Origin of the sequence: Salmonella sp. SAL00653 (assembly GCF_046552515.1) — a bacterium.
Classification (GTDB): domain Bacteria; phylum Pseudomonadota; class Gammaproteobacteria; order Enterobacterales; family Enterobacteriaceae; genus Salmonella; species Salmonella enterica.
In genome coordinates, this window is sequence record NZ_JBGDTY010000009.1 from 181,263 (window position 1) to 196,867 (window position 15,605).

The 15,605-nt window shown below is 54.1% G+C and carries 12 protein-coding genes; 4 read left to right on the forward strand and 8 right to left on the reverse strand.

What is annotated here, in order from left to right; genetic code table 11:
• Positions 1-12: 12 nt before the first annotated feature.
• Together ACLJRU_RS12705 and ACLJRU_RS12710 are read right to left on the reverse strand one after the other, a co-directional pair.
• Positions 13-552: a DUF2058 domain-containing protein gene (locus ACLJRU_RS12705; RefSeq protein WP_001096724.1), complete on the reverse strand. Its 540-nt coding sequence runs from the start codon at positions 550-552 to the stop codon at positions 13-15.
• Between the two features lie 34 nt (positions 553-586).
• Complete coding sequence (locus ACLJRU_RS12710) at positions 587-688, reverse strand: hypothetical protein (protein ID WP_001541281.1); 102 nt, start codon at positions 686-688, stop codon at positions 587-589.
• Between the two features lie 71 nt (positions 689-759).
• Between ACLJRU_RS12710 and pepE the strand changes: the two genes are divergently transcribed.
• Positions 760-1,449: a dipeptidase PepE gene (gene pepE / locus ACLJRU_RS12715; RefSeq protein WP_000421790.1), complete on the forward strand. Its 690-nt coding sequence runs from the start codon at positions 760-762 to the stop codon at positions 1,447-1,449.
• A 75-nt stretch (positions 1,450-1,524) separates the two neighbouring features.
• On the opposite strand, the gene ACLJRU_RS12720 is transcribed toward pepE, so the two are convergent.
• Together ACLJRU_RS12720 and metH are read right to left on the reverse strand one after the other, a co-directional pair.
• Complete coding sequence (locus ACLJRU_RS12720) at positions 1,525-3,156, reverse strand: Na/Pi cotransporter family protein (protein ID WP_000956811.1); 1,632 nt, start codon at positions 3,154-3,156, stop codon at positions 1,525-1,527.
• A gap of 265 nt (positions 3,157-3,421) precedes the next feature.
• Positions 3,422-7,105, reverse strand: coding sequence for a methionine synthase (gene metH / locus ACLJRU_RS12725; RefSeq protein WP_001541279.1), 3,684 nt, complete (start codon positions 7,103-7,105; stop codon positions 3,422-3,424).
• Positions 7,106-7,414: 309 nt separating this feature from the next.
• On the opposite strand from metH, the gene iclR reads away from it, so the two are divergent.
• Both iclR and ACLJRU_RS12735 read left to right on the forward strand, forming a co-directional pair.
• The gene (gene iclR / locus ACLJRU_RS12730) at positions 7,415-8,239 is read left to right on the forward strand and encodes a glyoxylate bypass operon transcriptional repressor IclR (RefSeq protein WP_000226434.1); all 825 of its coding nucleotides are present in this window, start codon (positions 7,415-7,417) and stop codon (positions 8,237-8,239) included.
• Between the two features lie 10 nt (positions 8,240-8,249).
• Positions 8,250-8,657: an ASCH domain-containing protein gene (locus ACLJRU_RS12735; RefSeq protein WP_077905932.1), complete on the forward strand. Its 408-nt coding sequence runs from the start codon at positions 8,250-8,252 to the stop codon at positions 8,655-8,657.
• Here the strand turns inward: ACLJRU_RS12735 and aceK are convergent.
• The 4 genes from aceK to metA form a co-directional block, all read right to left on the reverse strand.
• A complete protein-coding gene (aceK, locus tag ACLJRU_RS12740; RefSeq protein ID WP_001137275.1) occupies positions 8,621-10,372 on the reverse strand; it encodes a bifunctional isocitrate dehydrogenase kinase/phosphatase in 1,752 nt (583 codons plus the stop codon). The two genes, ACLJRU_RS12735 and aceK, sit on opposite strands and share 37 nt — an antisense overlap.
• Before the next feature lie 101 nt (positions 10,373-10,473).
• Positions 10,474-11,778: an isocitrate lyase gene (gene aceA, locus ACLJRU_RS12745; RefSeq protein WP_038394071.1), complete on the reverse strand. Its 1,305-nt coding sequence runs from the start codon at positions 11,776-11,778 to the stop codon at positions 10,474-10,476.
• Positions 11,779-11,809: 31 nt separating this feature from the next.
• Positions 11,810-13,411 carry a malate synthase A gene (aceB, locus tag ACLJRU_RS12750; RefSeq protein WP_001069372.1) on the reverse strand — a complete coding sequence of 534 codons (1,602 nt, stop codon included), beginning with the start codon at positions 13,409-13,411 and terminating at the stop codon, positions 11,810-11,812.
• A 268-nt stretch (positions 13,412-13,679) separates the two neighbouring features.
• Positions 13,680-14,609 carry a homoserine O-succinyltransferase MetA gene (metA, locus tag ACLJRU_RS12755; protein WP_001122767.1) on the reverse strand — a complete coding sequence of 310 codons (930 nt, stop codon included), beginning with the start codon at positions 14,607-14,609 and terminating at the stop codon, positions 13,680-13,682.
• A gap of 156 nt (positions 14,610-14,765) precedes the next feature.
• Between metA and ACLJRU_RS12760 the strand changes: the two genes are divergently transcribed.
• On the forward strand, positions 14,766-15,203 hold the full coding sequence (locus tag ACLJRU_RS12760; RefSeq protein ID WP_000973248.1) for an acetyltransferase: 438 nt from the start codon (positions 14,766-14,768) through the stop codon (positions 15,201-15,203).
• Positions 15,204-15,605 lie beyond the last annotated feature (402 nt).

The following is a 15,605-nucleotide window of genomic DNA, read 5'->3' on the forward strand; positions in this document are numbered from 1 at the left end:
CGGGAATGTGACTTACCACATCAAATCGTCGGGAACTTTAAAATCGGCATACGGATCATCTTCGTCCTGCTCTTCCTGACTCAGCGCACTGTTTACAACAATACTGTCCGCATCTCGTTGTGCGATTTTATCGGCGACGCTCGCGGGAATAATCGCATATTCACATTCACCGCTGTTATTGATAACCAGACGCGCAATCGCGAGACGCCCATTAATCAGTTGCGTCTGAGTGAGCTTATCCACGTCTATTTTTTTGATGACGTTATTATCGGTGAAGTTAAAACCAATATCGCCTTTAGATACATTGATTCTATTCATTTCAATAAGTTGCTTAACCTGAGCTTTAAACTCTTTCGCTAAAACCGCTTGTTTTTGCTGTTCACTGAGTTGTTTATCACGCTCAAGTTGCGCCTTTTTATTTTCTTCCACCGCTTCTCTGGCCTCACGAGCCTGAACGCGTGATTTTTTAGCCGTGCGTTGGACTTTGGCCATTTTTTTGCTGGTCACTAATCCCGCTTGTAGCAGTTGCTCTTGTAAGGTCAGTTTTGCCATTTTCGTCTCTAAACGTGTTAAATAATTTTGCGGATTATACCTGTAATTTTTCAGGCGATACCAGATGGCAGATCTGGCCTGTCGTCACTTTTAGCGACCGCGCTTTGCCTGTGACACGCGTAACATCATGAGCCATATCAGTAAGACATTAAATGGATAATGGTAGCATTATTACGTTTTGACATTTCCTGATGAGGTGGAGAAGTAATGGAACTGCTTTTATTAAGTAACTCGACGCTGCCGGGTAAGGCCTGGCTGGAACACGCTCTGCCGCTGATAGCGAATCAATTGAACGGTCGACGCTCAGCCGTGTTTATTCCGTTTGCCGGCGTCACGCAAACATGGGACGAGTACACGGATAAAACCGCAGAGGTGCTTGCGCCATTAGGGGTAAACGTCACGGGGATTCATCGTGTCGCCGATCCGCTTGCGGCGATTGAGAAAGCGGAAATCATTATTGTCGGCGGCGGAAATACCTTCCAGCTACTGAAAGAATCGCGTGAACGCGGGCTGCTGGCGCCGATGGCGGACAGGGTAAAACGCGGCGCGCTGTATATCGGCTGGAGCGCGGGCGCCAACCTTGCCTGCCCGGCTATCCGCACGACCAACGATATGCCGATCGTCGATCCAAACGGTTTCGACGCGCTGGATCTGTTCCCGCTGCAAATTAATCCTCACTTCACTAACGCCTTGCCGGAAGGTCATAAGGGCGAGACCCGCGAGCAGCGTATTCGCGAACTGCTGGTGGTCGCGCCGGAACTGACAGTGATTGGTTTGCCGGAAGGTAACTGGATTCAGGTGAGCAACGGCCAGGCGGTTCTCGGCGGCCCGAATACCACCTGGGTGTTTAAAGCGGGCGAAGAGGCCGTGGCGCTGGAAGCGGGTCATCGCTTTTAATCCCTGGCCACATTGAATGCCGAATGGCGGGCCTACACGCATGTTCTCCGTAGGCCCCGCCATCCGGCATTTCACTTAATACTCGCCCCGTTCCTCGTCCTGATCCGGCTGTTCCAGTACGCTATAGGCGACCGAACAGAACAGTGAGTTAAGACGCTTCATATCGCCCAGCAGCCCTAAATGGAGCGAGCTGGTTTCAATGCTTTGCACGTTCTGCTGGTGCAGGCGGTCGACATGCGCATGTGAGTATCGGCGATTAAGTATACGGAAGCGATGTTTACTGCGGCGCAACCGACGGGCGCTGGTGACATCGCCGGAGAAAAAGACCGACATCGCCAGTTGCAGATTACTGAGCAGTTGATCGTAAAGCGCATCCAGCTCTTTCAATCCTTCTTCTGAAAATGCCCGACGCGCCGCCAGCGACTTGTCGGCAATCTCACTGCCCATTCGCTCGATAATATCCGACGCCTGTTCGAGGTTCAGGGCCATTTCGATAATCTCCGCCCACCGGCGGGACTCCTCCGCCGCCAGCTCGTCTTTTGGCATTCGCGCCAGATAAAGCTTAATCGCGGTGTAGAGCACGTTAACGTCATCCGCCAGCTTGCGCAGCGCTTTCTCTTCACGCGGCTCGCCGTGCATGACCTTTTTTAGCCCTTCCATCATCTGTTCCATCGCATCGCCAATGCGCAGCACCTCACGGGCAGCATTAGCCAGCGCCAGCGTTGGCGTATCCAGCGCGCTGACATCCAGATGTTTCGGCTTCAGATGGGTATCCAGTTCAGGCTCATCACGAATAATTCGTTTACAAAAACGCGCCATCAGCTCGGCAAATGGCACCATCGCCAGGCAGCGCACCAGGTTATAGAAAACGTGGAAATAGATCACCAGCTCTGATTTCGGTAGCGATAGCTCATCCATCAGATTCGCCAGCGGATGGACAAACGGCAGGATGACCAGGCTGCCGATCAATTTGAACAATAGGCTGCCGAGCGCTACGCGACGCGCGGCAGCATTGGCGGCGCTGTTATTGAGCATCGCCAGCAGCCCCGATCCCAGATTGGCGCCGATGACCAGGCACAACGCCACCGGGAACGATATAATACCCGCCGCCGTCAGGGTTGCCGTCAGCAACACCGCCGCCAGGCTGGAATAACTGATGATAGCGAACATCGCGCCAATCAGCGCATCCAGCATAATGTCGCCCGTCAGCGACGCGAAAATGACCTGCACGCCATTAGCCTGAGTGATCGGCGTCACTGCCTGCACAATCAGCTCCAGCGCCAGTAGAATCAGGCCAAGCCCGATACCGACGCGACCCAGCTGCCCGGCACGGGACTGCTTACGTCCTAAAAAGAAAATCACGCCGATAAAAATCAGCAGCGGCGACAGCCACGAGAGATCGAAGGTCAGGATACGCGCCATTAGCGCGGTCCCCACGTCGGCGCCCAGCACAATCACCAGAGCTGGCGTCAGGGCGACAAGATCCTGGGCGACAAACGACGTTACCAATAAAGTGGTGGCGTTACTGCTTTGTACCAGCGCGGTAACACCGATACCCGCACAAAAGGCGAGCGGTTTCTTTTCCACGCTGCGGCTGAGGACAGTGCGTAGACGCGCGCCAAACACGCGCATTACGCCAGTACGAACGATATGTGTTCCCCATACCAACAGCGCAACGGCAGAAAGTAGATGGAGCAAAGTTAACACGGCGTCAGGTTCTCCTTATCGTTATACGTTTTCCTGAAGCTCACTTGCGATAAATTGCCTGATGGCGCACAGCGTTAAGGCCTGCTGGCGTTGCACGCCACCGGGCTTACCATACGTAATACGGTATGCTGGATAAGGCGTTTACGCCGCCATCCGGCAAATTCAGCGTAGAGCCTTCCTTCAGTATAAGGGTTAATTGTAAGAAAGAGACAAGGCACCCAATGAGTGCCTTGTATGTTGTAAGGAAAAGTGACGATTTTATGAATCAGTCCGCATCGTAACCCAGGTTCGGCGCGAGCCACCGCTCAACATCCTCAACGCTCATTCCTTTACGGAAAGCATAATCTGTCACCTGATCGCGTTGGATCTGCGCTACCGCAAAGTATTTGCTCTCAGGATGGCTGAAGTACCAGCCGGAGACCGACGCGCCTGGCCACATGGCGAAAGATTCGGTGAGCTTCATCCCGGTGTGTTTTTCGACATCCAGTAGCTGCCAGATAGTGCCTTTTTCGGTATGTTCCGGGCAGGCAGGATAACCCGGCGCCGGGCGAATCCCCTGGTAGTTTTCGCGGATTAATTCGTCGTTACTCAGGCTCTCGTTCGGCGCATATCCCCAGTAAACCTTACGTACACGCTCATGCAGATATTCCGCGAACGCTTCCGCCAGACGGTCGGCAATCGCTTTCACCATGATCTTGTTATAGTCGTCGTGTTGCGCTTCGAAGGCGTCCGCCAGCGCATCCTCCTCCAGACCGCCGGTCACCGCGAAAGCACCGATGTAATCCGCTTTGCCGCTCAGTTTCGGCGCAACAAAATCCGCCAGACAGTAGTTGGCAAAACCGACTTTCTCGGTCTGCTGGCGCAGGTGGTGGCTGACCGTCAGAACATGAGTACGGGTTTCGTCGCGATAGATTTCGATGTCATCGCCGATGCGGTTCGCCGGGAACAGGCCCACCACGCCACGCGGATTCAACAGTTTCTCGGCGCTCAGTTTATCCAGCATATCATTGGCGTCTTTAAACAGACGCTGCGCCTCAATGCCCACCACCTCATCTTCCAGAATGCGCGGGTATTTGCCGGCCAGCGACCAGGTCATAAAGAACGGCGTCCAGTCGATGTAGTTGCGCAGAGTTTCGATACTGGCTTCCACCTCCTGCACGCCCAGACGGTGGGCTACCGGCGGGGTGTAGCGTTCCCAATCGAACGCCAGATCGTTATCGCGCGCCGCTTCCAGCGTGACCGGCGGCGTGCGCGGTTTTTTGCGGGCGTGCTGAATACGCACGGTTTCGTACTCTTTGCGGGTACGGGCGACAAAGTCATCACGCTGGGTGTCGGAGAGTAGCGCCGCCACCACGCCCACGGTACGCGAAGCATTCTGCACGTAGACCGTCGGACCGCTGTAGTTCTGCTCGATTTTCACCGCCGTATGCGCTTTCGAAGTGGTTGCGCCGCCGATCAGTACCGGGATAGTAAAGCCCTGACGCTCCATCTCTTTCGCCACGTTGACCATTTCGTCCAGCGACGGGGTAATCAGCCCGGAAAGGCCAATCAGATCGGCATTCACTTCACGCGCCGTTCTGAGGATTTTCTCCGCAGGCACCATCACGCCAAGATCGACGATTTCGTAGTTGTTGCATTGCAGCACCACGCCAACAATGTTCTTGCCAATGTCGTGCACATCGCCCTTCACGGTGGCAATCACCATCTTGCCGTTGCTGGAGCCTTTTTCTTTGCTGGCTTCAATAAACGGCTCCAGGTAGGCCACCGCTTGTTTCATCACGCGAGCGGATTTCACCACCTGCGGCAGGAACACTTTCCCTTCGCCGAACAGGTCGCCGACCACGTTCATGCCGTCCATCAGCGGGCCTTCGATCACCTCAATCGGGCGGGCGGCCTGCTGGCGGGCTTCTTCGGTATCCTGTTCGATAAATTCGGTAATGCCTTTCACCAGCGAGTATTCGAGACGCTTTTTCACGTCCCAGCTACGCCATTCCGCCTGCTGTGCGTTGGCAGCTTCGTCGGTTTTGCTGCCGCGGTATTTCTCGGCCAGTTCCAGCAAACGCTCGGTGCCGTCATCGCGACGGTTAAGAATGACATCTTCAACCGCATCGCGCAGTTCGGCAGGCAGGTCGTCATAAATCGCCAGTTGCCCGGCGTTGACGATGCCCATGTCCATGCCATTGCGGATGGCGTAGTAGAGGAATACCGCGTGGATAGCCTCACGTACCGGGTCGTTGCCGCGGAACGAGAAGGACACGTTAGACACGCCGCCGGAGATCAGCGCATGCGGCAGCTCGCGTTTGATGTCCTCACAGGCGCCGATAAAGTCCTGCGCGTAGTTGTTGTGCTCTTCAATACCGGTGGCGACGGCAAAGATATTCGGGTCGAAAATGATGTCTTCCGGCGGGAAGCCCACCTCTTCGGTGAGAATTTTGTAGGCTCGGCGGCAAATTTCGATTTTACGCTCGCGGGTATCGGCCTGCCCCTGCTCATCAAAAGCCATCACCACCACTGCGGCGCCATAGCGACGTAGCAACTTCGCATGATGGATAAAGGCTTCCACGCCCTCTTTCATCGAAATAGAGTTGACGATGCCTTTACCCTGAATGCACTTCAGCCCTTTTTCGATAACCTCCCATTTGGAGGAGTCAATCATGATTGGTACACGGGCAATGTCCGGCTCACCGGCAATCAGGCTGAGGAAACGCACCATCGCCGCTTCGGCGTCGAGCATCCCCTCATCCATATTGATATCAATAATCTGCGCGCCGCCTTCTACCTGCTGACGGGCGACATCCAGCGCTTCGCTGTATTTCTCTTCTTTGATCAAGCGCTTAAATTTGGCCGAGCCGGTGACGTTAGTACGTTCGCCGACGTTGACAAACAGGCTATCGTCGCCGATATTCAGCGGCTCCAGGCCGGAAAGGCGGCAGGCCACCGGGATATCCGGCAGCTGGCGCGGCGGCAAACCGGCAACGGCGCGGCTCATCGCCGCAATATGCTCCGGCGTGGTGCCGCAGCAGCCGCCAACAATATTCAGGAAGCCAGCTTCCGCCCATTCGCGAATCTGTTTCGCCATGGTGTCGGCGTCGAGGTCGTACTCGCCGAAAGCGTTCGGCAGGCCGGCGTTCGGGTGCGCGGTGACGTAGCATTCGGCAATCCGCGACAGTTCCTGGACGTACTGGCGCAGCTCATCAGGCCCCAGCGCGCAGTTAAGGCCAAAAGTGAGCGCCTCGGCGTGGCGCAGCGAGTTATAAAAGGCTTCGGTCGTCTGGCCGGAAAGCGTACGGCCAGAGGCGTCGGTGATGGTGCCGGAAATCATGATCGGCAGATCAACGCCCAGCGCTTCAAACTCTTCTTTCACCGCAAACACCGCCGCTTTGGCGTTGAGGGTGTCGAAGACGGTTTCAATCAGGATCAGGTCCGCCCCGCCTTCCACCAGCGCTTTGGTGGATTCACGGTAGGCCGCCACCAGCTGATCGAAGGTGATATTACGAAACGCTGGGTCGTTGACGTCCGGCGAAATGGAGGCCGTGCGGTTGGTTGGGCCGAGCACACCCGCGACGTAGCGCGGTTTGTTCGGCGTACGCACCGTCCATTCATCGGCGCAGGCGCGCGCCAGTTTGGCCGCCGCATAGTTAATTTCCGCCGACAGGGATTCCATCCGGTAATCCGCCATCGCAATGGTTGTCGAGTTAAAGGTGTTGGTTTCGATGATATCCGCGCCCGCCTCAAAGTAGGCGTTGTGGATAGCGGCGATCACCTCCGGCTTGCTGAGGACCAGCAGGTCATTGTTGCCTTTCAGGTCGCAGGGCCAGTCGGCAAAGCGCTCCCCGCGGAAATCTTCTTCATGTAGACGATAGCTCTGGATCATGGTGCCCATACCGCCGTCCAGCACCAGAATACGTTCATTTAACTGCGCACGCAGTTGTTCAACTTTGCTGCTCACACTCGCTCCCGACAACGCTCCACGTAACGAGCCATACTGGCACAAAGCGTGCTGGCGGAAAAGAGAACAACGGGCAACATGAGACATGTTCAGCTTGCCACCCACTCCACTTCTGTCGCTTTGCCGGATGGCGACGCAAGCGCCTTATCCAGTCTACAAATTACTTTGGCGGCTCCCAAAGCGTAGGCCTGATAAGCGCAGCGCCATCGGGCATCCTGTGATGTCACTCATCCGATCAGTTCAGGAACTCTTGCATTATAATTGAATAAAACGAAAATGATTTCCACGATACAGAAAAAGGAGTCTGCCATGGTTGCCCCTGTTCCCGCGAAACGCGGGAGAAAACCTGCCGCTACCACTGCACCCGTAACCGGGCAGGTTCAGTCATTAACCCGTGGTCTGAAGCTGCTGGAGTGGATTGCCGAGTCCAACGGCAGCGTCGCGCTGACCGAACTGGCGCAACAGGCGGGTTTGCCTAATTCCACGACTCACCGTCTACTCACCACCATGCAGCAGCAGGGTTTTGTCCGCCAGGTTGGTGAGCTGGGCCACTGGGCCGTAGGCGCACACGCGTTTATCGTCGGCAGCAGCTTCTTACAGAGCCGTAATCTGCTGGCGATTGTCCATCCGATTTTGCGCAAGCTGATGGAGGATTCCGGCGAAACGGTAAACCTTGCCGTACTCGACCAGAGCGACCATCAGGCCATTATTATCGACCAAGTGCAGTGCACACAATTGATGCGCATGTCCGCCCCTATTGGCGGCAAGCTGCCCATGCACGCCTCTGGCGCGGGCAAGGCGTTTTTATCACAGCTCAGTGAGGAACAGGTTACCAGTCTGCTGCACCGCAAGGGGTTGCACGCTTATACCCATGCGACGCTGGTGTCGCCGCTGCATCTGAAAGATGACCTCGCCCAAACACGCAAGCGCGGCTATTCCTTTGACGACGAAGAACATGCGCTCGGTCTGCGCTGCGTGGCCTCGTGTATTTATGACGAACACCGCGAACCGTTTGCGGCCCTCTCTATTTCCGGCCCCTGCTCACGCATTACCGACGATCGCGTCACCGAACTTGGCGCCATGGTGATTAAAGCGGCGAAAGAGGTGACGCTGGCCTATGGTGGAACTCGCTGAAATGAGCAGCCTGAAATTATACTGGCAGGAGAAGTACCCACAGGCCTTCTGTTGGTCTTTCGGTGATTCGCCGGCGCTGGCCGACGAGCTGGCGGCGCTAGTGGTCGCCGGTAAAAAGCGTGGCACCTGTAGCTCGCTGGTTAGCTATCAGAAAGAGCAGCCCCCTGTCACGCCCGGGTCATATCACATTGTGCTCAACGGCACAGGCGACGCCGTGTGCGTCATACGCACGCTGGCGCTCAGGCTGATCCGTTTTAACGAGATGAGCGCCGATCTCGCCGCACTGGAAGGCGAAGGCGATCTTAGCATGGCGTACTGGCAAGCGGCACACCGGGCCTTTTTTGAGCGCGAGGGTAATTGGTCGCCGGAGATGGAACTGGTTTACGAAGAGTTCGCCGTACTTGAGATCGCGCCGTAACGCACGCTAAAGCGCTGTCTACGTCGATAGGCATACACATCTTCTACATGCCCTTCTTTAATACGCGTCTGTAGCGCGCGCCAGTAATCGGCGCGAAACAGGTCGGCATGCATCTCTTCAAACAATGGCCCGATACGCGGATCGGCACACAGCCAGTGGCGAAACTCCTCCGGGAAAACATCACCTGGCGAGACGCTATACCAGGGTTCGCTGGCCAGTTCGTCTTCCGGATAACGCGCTGGCGGAATATCGCGGAAATTCACTTCCGTCATGTAGCAAATTTCATCGTAGTCGTAGAACACCACGCGACCATGACGGGTAACGCCAAAGTTTTTAAACAACATATCGCCGGGGAAAATATTAGCGGCGGCAAGCTGGCGAATCGCATTACCATATTCTTCTATCGCATCGCGCAACTGCTGGCCTTCTACCTGTTCCAGCCAGATATTGAGTGGCACCATGCGACGTTCAATATAGAGATGGCGAATGACGATATGTTCCCCAAGATCGGTAATCTTCTCTGGCGCTTCTTGTCGTAACAGCGCCATCAGCGCCGGATCGATTTGCCGTTTATCCAGTACGAAATTCTCAAACTCCTGGGTATCCGCCATACGACCGACGCGATCATGCTCTTTTACCAGTTGATAACAGGCACGCACATGGGCGGCAGACATCTCTTTCTGCGGGGCGAATTTGTCTTTAATGATTTTAAATACCCGGTCGAAACCTGGCAGGGTAAACACCAGCATCACCATGCCGCGGATGCCAGGCGCCTCAATGAATTTCTCATCGCTTTCAGCCAGATAACATAAATATTCGCGGTAGCTTTCGGTTTTCGCATGTTTCTGGCAGCCAATCGCCATATACAGTTCGGCAGTGGTTTTACCCGGCAGGATTTCACGCAACCACTCAACCAGCGCGGCAGGCAGCGGCGCATACACCATAAAATAAGAGCGGGCAAAACCAAACACAATGCTCGCTTCTGCCGTGGTGGTCAGGCAGGTATCGACAAACAGTTCCCCCTCATCAGTGCGATGAATCGGCAATAAAAACGGCAGCGTACCGTCAGGTGTGGTTAATTTCCCCACCAGCCAAGCCGCTTTATTACGGTAAAACAACTCATTCGCCACCTGGACATGGCAGCGAGGTAGCGCGTCCTCGCCCAGTGTTTCAGTCAGGTGCGCGATAATATAGCGGATATCCCGGCTTTTATTCTGCCAGGGCAGACGCAGCGGTAAGTCACTGAGTATGCGCATCAACAGAGTCTCCCAACCGTGATCGGGAAAGAAGTCTTTGGCCAGCGGGCGCGGGATAGTACGGAAGCGACGCTCCGGTTGCGAACTGAAAATAAACAACCGCTCGGGTGTTAACGAGCGGTGGTCAAATAACCGGCAATAAACGGAGTTGAAAAAGCTCTCCGCAATCTCGAAGCGCGGGTAATCCGGCAACAGCCGGGTGTAATGCTCTTTAACGCGTAAAAGGAAATCCGCGTCGGTACTTTTGCCATCGGTAATACAGCGCAGTTGCTCCACCACCAGACCCACATGATGATCATAGAGGTGGATACGGCTTTTCATCGCCTGCTGGACGGCGTGCCAGTCGGCCTGTTCAAAACGCTGCTGCGCGCCGGAAGTCACTTCCAGAAATCGACCATACTGCGCGTCAAAGCCTTGCAGGATGGTTTGAGCAATCAGTAATTCCAGGCCACGCGGCATTTTTTTCCCTCATCCGGCACCACATCATGCCGGATGGCGCGTTCGCTTATCCGGCCTACGCTATCTGTAGGCCCGGTAAGCGCAGCGCTACCGGGCATCAATCAAAACTGCGATTCTTCGGTGGAACCCGTTAATGCGGTAACGGATGACGCGCCGCCCTGAATAATGGTGGTGACTTTGTCGAAGTAACCAGTACCCACTTCCTGCTGGTGGGAAACAAAGGTGTAGCCGTCTTTCGCCGCGGCGAACTCGGGTTGTTGAACCTTCTCAACATAGTGCTTCATGCCCTCGCCCTGCGCGTATGCATGCGCCAGGTCGAACATGTTGAACCACATGCTGTGGATGCCCGCCAGGGTAATAAACTGGTATTTGTAACCCATGTCCGACAACTGCTGCTGGAGGCTGGCAATGGTCTTGTCGTCCAGATTCTTCTGCCAGTTGAAGGATGGTGAACAGTTATAGGCCAGCAGTTTGCCCGGATACTTCGCGTGGATAGCATCGGCAAAACGACGCGCCAGTTCGAGATCCGGCGTAGAGGTTTCGCACCACACCAGATCGGCATACGGGGCATACGCCAGACCGCGGCTGATCGCCTGCTCAATGCCCGCATGGGTGCGGTAGAAACCTTCGCTGGTGCGTTCGCCGGTAATAAAACTGCTGTCATAGGGATCGCAGTCGGAGGTGATCAGATCTGCCGCATCCGCATCGGTACGCGCAATCACCAGCGTCGGGACGCCCATCACATCAGCGGCCAGACGCGCAGCAACCAGTTTCTGAATCGCCTCCTGCGTGGGGACCAGCACCTTGCCGCCCATATGGCCGCATTTCTTCACCGACGCCAGCTGATCTTCGAAGTGAACGGCCGCTGCACCGGCTTCAATCATCGATTTCATCAGTTCGAAGGCATTCAGAACGCCGCCAAAACCGGCTTCCGCATCAGCAACGATCGGCAGGAAGTAATCCACATAGCGCGGATCGTTGGGTTCAATACCGGATGCCCACTGGATCTGATCTGCACGACGGAAAGTGTTGTTGATCCGATCCACTACCGCCGGAACAGAGTTTGCCGGGTACAACGATTGATCCGGATACATGCTGGATGCCAGGTTGGCATCTGCCGCCACCTGCCAGCCTGAAAGATAAATCGCCTCAATACCGGCTTTCGCCTGCTGCAACGCCTGACCACCGGTCAGCGCGCCAAGGCTGTTGATATAGCCTTTTTTCGCTTCACCGTGCAACAGCCGCCACATTTTCGCGGCGCCGAGCTGCGCCAGCGTGCACTCCGGGTTAACCGAGCCGCGTAATTTCACCACCTCCTCCGCACTGTACGGGCGGGTGATGCCTTCCCAGCGCGGTTGTGTCCACTCTTTCTGTAATTCTTCGATTTGTTGAGTACGGGTTTTCATGTGCAGATGCTCCATATTGTTATGTGGTGAATTAAGCCAGTAAGCGATAGCCCGGCAGGGTGAGGAAGTCGATTAAGTCATCTGAGGTGGTGATTTGCTCCATCAGACGTGCGGCATCGTCGAAGCGCCCGCTGCTGTAGCGGTGCTCGCCCAGTTCGTCCTGGATTACCCGCATCTCTTCCGCCAACATTTCGCGGAAAAGCGTTTTCGTTACGGGTTTTCCATTGCTCAGTGTTTTCTCATGGTGAATCCACTGCCAGATAGAGGTTCGTGAGATTTCCGCCGTCGCGGCATCCTCCATCAGACCGTAAATCGGTACACAGCCATTGCCGGAGATCCACGCTTCAATGTACTGCACTGCCACGCGAATATTGGCGCGCATTCCCGCTTCTGTGCGTTCGCCTTCACATGGCTCCAGTAACTGTTCAGCGGTAATCGGCGCATCTTCATCACGGGTAATGAACAGCTGATTTTTGTGCTCGCCCAGTACCTCGTTAAAGACGGCCATTGCGGTATCCGCCAACCCAGGATGCGCAATCCACGTGCCGTCGTGGCCGTTGTTCGCTTCCAGCGCTTTATCCGCTTTCACTTTGGCAAGGACCTGATTGTTACGTTCAACGTCTTTGCTCGGGATAAACGCCGCCATACCGCCCATCGCGAACGCGCCGCGCTTGTGGCAGGTTTTGATCAGCAGGCGCGAGTAGGCGCTCAGAAACGGTTTGTCCATCGTTACCACCTGCCTGTCCGGCAAAACGCGATCCGGGTGATTTTTCAACGTTTTGATATAGCTGAAAATATAATCCCAGCGACCACAGTTGAGACCGACGATATGATCACGCAGCGCATGAAGAATCTCATCCATCTGGAAAACAGCCGGCAGCGTTTCAATCAACAGGGTCGCTTTGATCGTACCGCGCGGCAGGTTAAAGCGGTCTTCGGCGTAGCTGAACACTTCGCTCCACCAAGCTGCCTCCTGCCAGGCTTGCGTTTTCGGCAGGTAAAAATACGGGCCGCTACCTTTAGCGAGCAGCGCTTTATAGTTGTGGAAAAAGTACAGAGCAAAATCAAACAGGCTGCCGGGAATGGCTTCCCCCCGCCAGGTAACATGTTTTTCTGGCAGATGTAGACCGCGTACACGACAAATCAATACGGCCGGATCGGGCTTGAGCTGATAGATTTTTCCGGCTTCGTTGGTATAGCTAATGGTGCCGTTCACCGCATCACGCAGGTTGATTTGACCATCAATAACTTTATTCCAGTCCGGCGCCAGCGAGTCTTCAAAATCCGCCATAAACACTTTCACGTTTGCGTTCAGGGCATTAATCACCATTTTACGTTCAACCGGCCCGGTAATTTCTACTCGGCGATCCTGTAAATCCGCCGGAATACCACGAATCTGCCAATTACTTTCTCTAATGGAAGTGGTTTCCGAAATAAAATCAGGCAACTTACCGTTATCAATATCCTGCTGTTGCTGGATACGTGCAGCCAGGAGTTTATTGCGTTTTGGCGTAAAACGGGTGACTAACTCCGTCAAAAACTCGACTGCTTCAGCGGTCAGGACTTGCTTTTCCAGCTCGCCTTGCGGCCTGGTAAAGGTTAATTCATCAGTTGTGGTTGCCTGTGGATTCATCATGCAGCTCCTCGTTGTTGATCCAGATACATCCCCAATGCGAACGAAGGATCACTGTGCGCTTTTCGTTCAACACAACTAAGACTACTCAATTAAATTTCAAAATCAAAAACAATTTCCATTTTTAATTTAATTATGCATTAACCTATTGATAACAATATAAATTAAATTTAATTACATGATGAGGTGCGTTTCGGAAATAAAAAAGGCACCCGAAGGTGCCTGATTCAACATGCTGAAACGCTTTAGGATCGTCAGAAGCAGAAGATTAATCCAGGGTTGGATTCATGTGACGCAGATCATATGGCGTAATCTGGTAGACATAATAGTTGAGCCAGTTAGTAAACAGTAAATTACCGTGGCTGCGCCAGGTTGCGCGCGGTATGTTTTGCGGATCGTTTTTTGGGAAATAGTTGTACGGAACCTCCGGATTTAACCCGGCCTCAACGTCACGAAAATATTCACCCGCTAACGTATGAGCGTCATATTCAGGATGACCGGTGACAAACGCAATACGTTTATCTTTGCTGGCAAACAGGTACGCATCCCCTTCTTCTGTTTCGGCCAGAATTTCAAGATCCGTATAATCCCGTATCAGCGCCGCCGGGAAATCGGCATAGCGTGAGTGTGGCGCAAGAAACGAATCATCAAAACCACGCGTCAACAGAGCATGAGGATGGAGGATGTGATGTTCATAGACGCCGGAAAGTTTATCTGTACGGGTCTGCTTAGGGATACCATACAGAATATTGAGTGCAGCCTGGACGGCCCAACAGACAAATAGCGTCGAAGTAACGTGATCTTTCGCCCATTCCAGCACCTGCCTAATCTGCGGCCAGTAAGCCACGTCATTAAACTCCACCAGACCCAGCGGCGCTCCGGTCACGATAAGCCCATCAAAGTTCTGATCGCAGATATCGTCGAAGTTACAGTAAAAGTTGTTCAGATGCTCGGCTGGCGTGTTCCTCGACTCGCGGGCATCTATCCGCAGCAGTTGAATATCGACCTGCAATGGCGAGTTCGATAGCAAGCGCAGAAACTGATTTTCCGTTTCAATCTTCTTCGGCATCAGGTTAAGGATAAGTACCTTTAGCGGGCGAATTTCCTGACCTGATGCGCGAGAAGTCGTCATGACGAAGACATTCTCCTCACGTAAAAAATTGACGGCGGGTAGCTCGTCCAGCACGCGAATCGGCATAACCTGATAACCTCACGACATACGTTTAAACGTTTAGACATCCAGATAGCTGAAGATACTCAGAAATCAGGCGAATGTCGAGTCTGCAAGTTCAAGGTGAGAAAGTTTCACGACAGCATTTGCATTAGAATAGAAGTAAGCAAAAAAGGAGTGAAGATGATGATTAACATTCGCCGTTCAAGGCATGAGGAAGGGGAAAAACTGATTGCGATCTGGCGTCGCTCAGTCGATGCCACGCACGATTTTCTGTCAAACGCTTATCGGGCCGAACTGGAAGAGCTGGTGAGCGATTTTCTGCCAGAAGCGCCACTATGGGTTGCCGTGACCGATCAGGATGAGCCGGTAGGATTTATGCTGCTTACCGGTGAACATATGGATGCGCTGTTTGTCGATCCGGACGTGCGTGGTCAGGGTATCGGTAAAAGATTAGTTGAACATGCGTTAACACTGGCGCCGGGGTTGACAACCAATGTTAACGAGCAAAATACACAAGCTGTTGGATTTTATAAGAAAATGGGATTTAAGGTGACAGGACGTTCGGAGGTTGACGATCTTGGGAAACCGTATCCATTGTTGAATTTAATTTATCCGTGAGTAGTGGTGCTGCCTGATAAGTGCATACAGGCCGGATAAGGCGAAACTGCCATCCGGCGGTGCCGGTTGCCTGATGGCGCTGCGCTTATCAGGCCTACATTTTTACAGTTACCGCACACGCAAAAAAGCCCATCCTGACGGATGGGCTTCTTCACTAAATTGATGCCTGGCAGTTTATGGCGGGCGTCCTGCCCGCCACCCTCCGGGCCGTTGCTGCGCAACGTTCAAATCCGCTCCCGGCGGATTTGTCCTCCTCAGGAGAGCGCTCACCGACAGACTACAGATAAAACAAAAGGCCCTGTCTTCCGACAGGGCCCTTCGTTTTATTTGATGCCTGGCAGTTCCCTACTCTCGCATGGGGAGACCCCACACTACCATCGGCGCTACGGCGTTTCACTTCTG

Coding starts and splice junctions, on each gene's coding strand:
- ACLJRU_RS12705 (WP_001096724.1), bottom strand. CDS start 552: ATGGCAAAACTGACCTTACAAGAGCAACTGCTACAAGCGGGATTAGTG.
- ACLJRU_RS12710 (WP_001541281.1), bottom strand. CDS start 688: ATGGCTCATGATGTTACGCGTGTCACAGGCAAAGCGCGGTCGCTAAAA.
- pepE (WP_000421790.1), top strand. CDS start 760: ATGGAACTGCTTTTATTAAGTAACTCGACGCTGCCGGGTAAGGCCTGG.
- iclR (WP_000226434.1), top strand. CDS start 7,415: ATGGTTGCCCCTGTTCCCGCGAAACGCGGGAGAAAACCTGCCGCTACC.
- aceK (WP_001137275.1), bottom strand. CDS start 10,372: ATGCCGCGTGGCCTGGAATTACTGATTGCTCAAACCATCCTGCAAGGC.
- aceA (WP_038394071.1), bottom strand. CDS start 11,778: ATGAAAACCCGTACTCAACAAATCGAAGAATTACAGAAAGAGTGGACA.
- aceB (WP_001069372.1), bottom strand. CDS start 13,411: ATGAATCCACAGGCAACCACAACTGATGAATTAACCTTTACCAGGCCG.
- metA (WP_001122767.1), bottom strand. CDS start 14,609: ATGCCGATTCGCGTGCTGGACGAGCTACCCGCCGTCAATTTTTTACGT.
- ACLJRU_RS12760 (WP_000973248.1), top strand. CDS start 14,766: ATGATGATTAACATTCGCCGTTCAAGGCATGAGGAAGGGGAAAAACTG.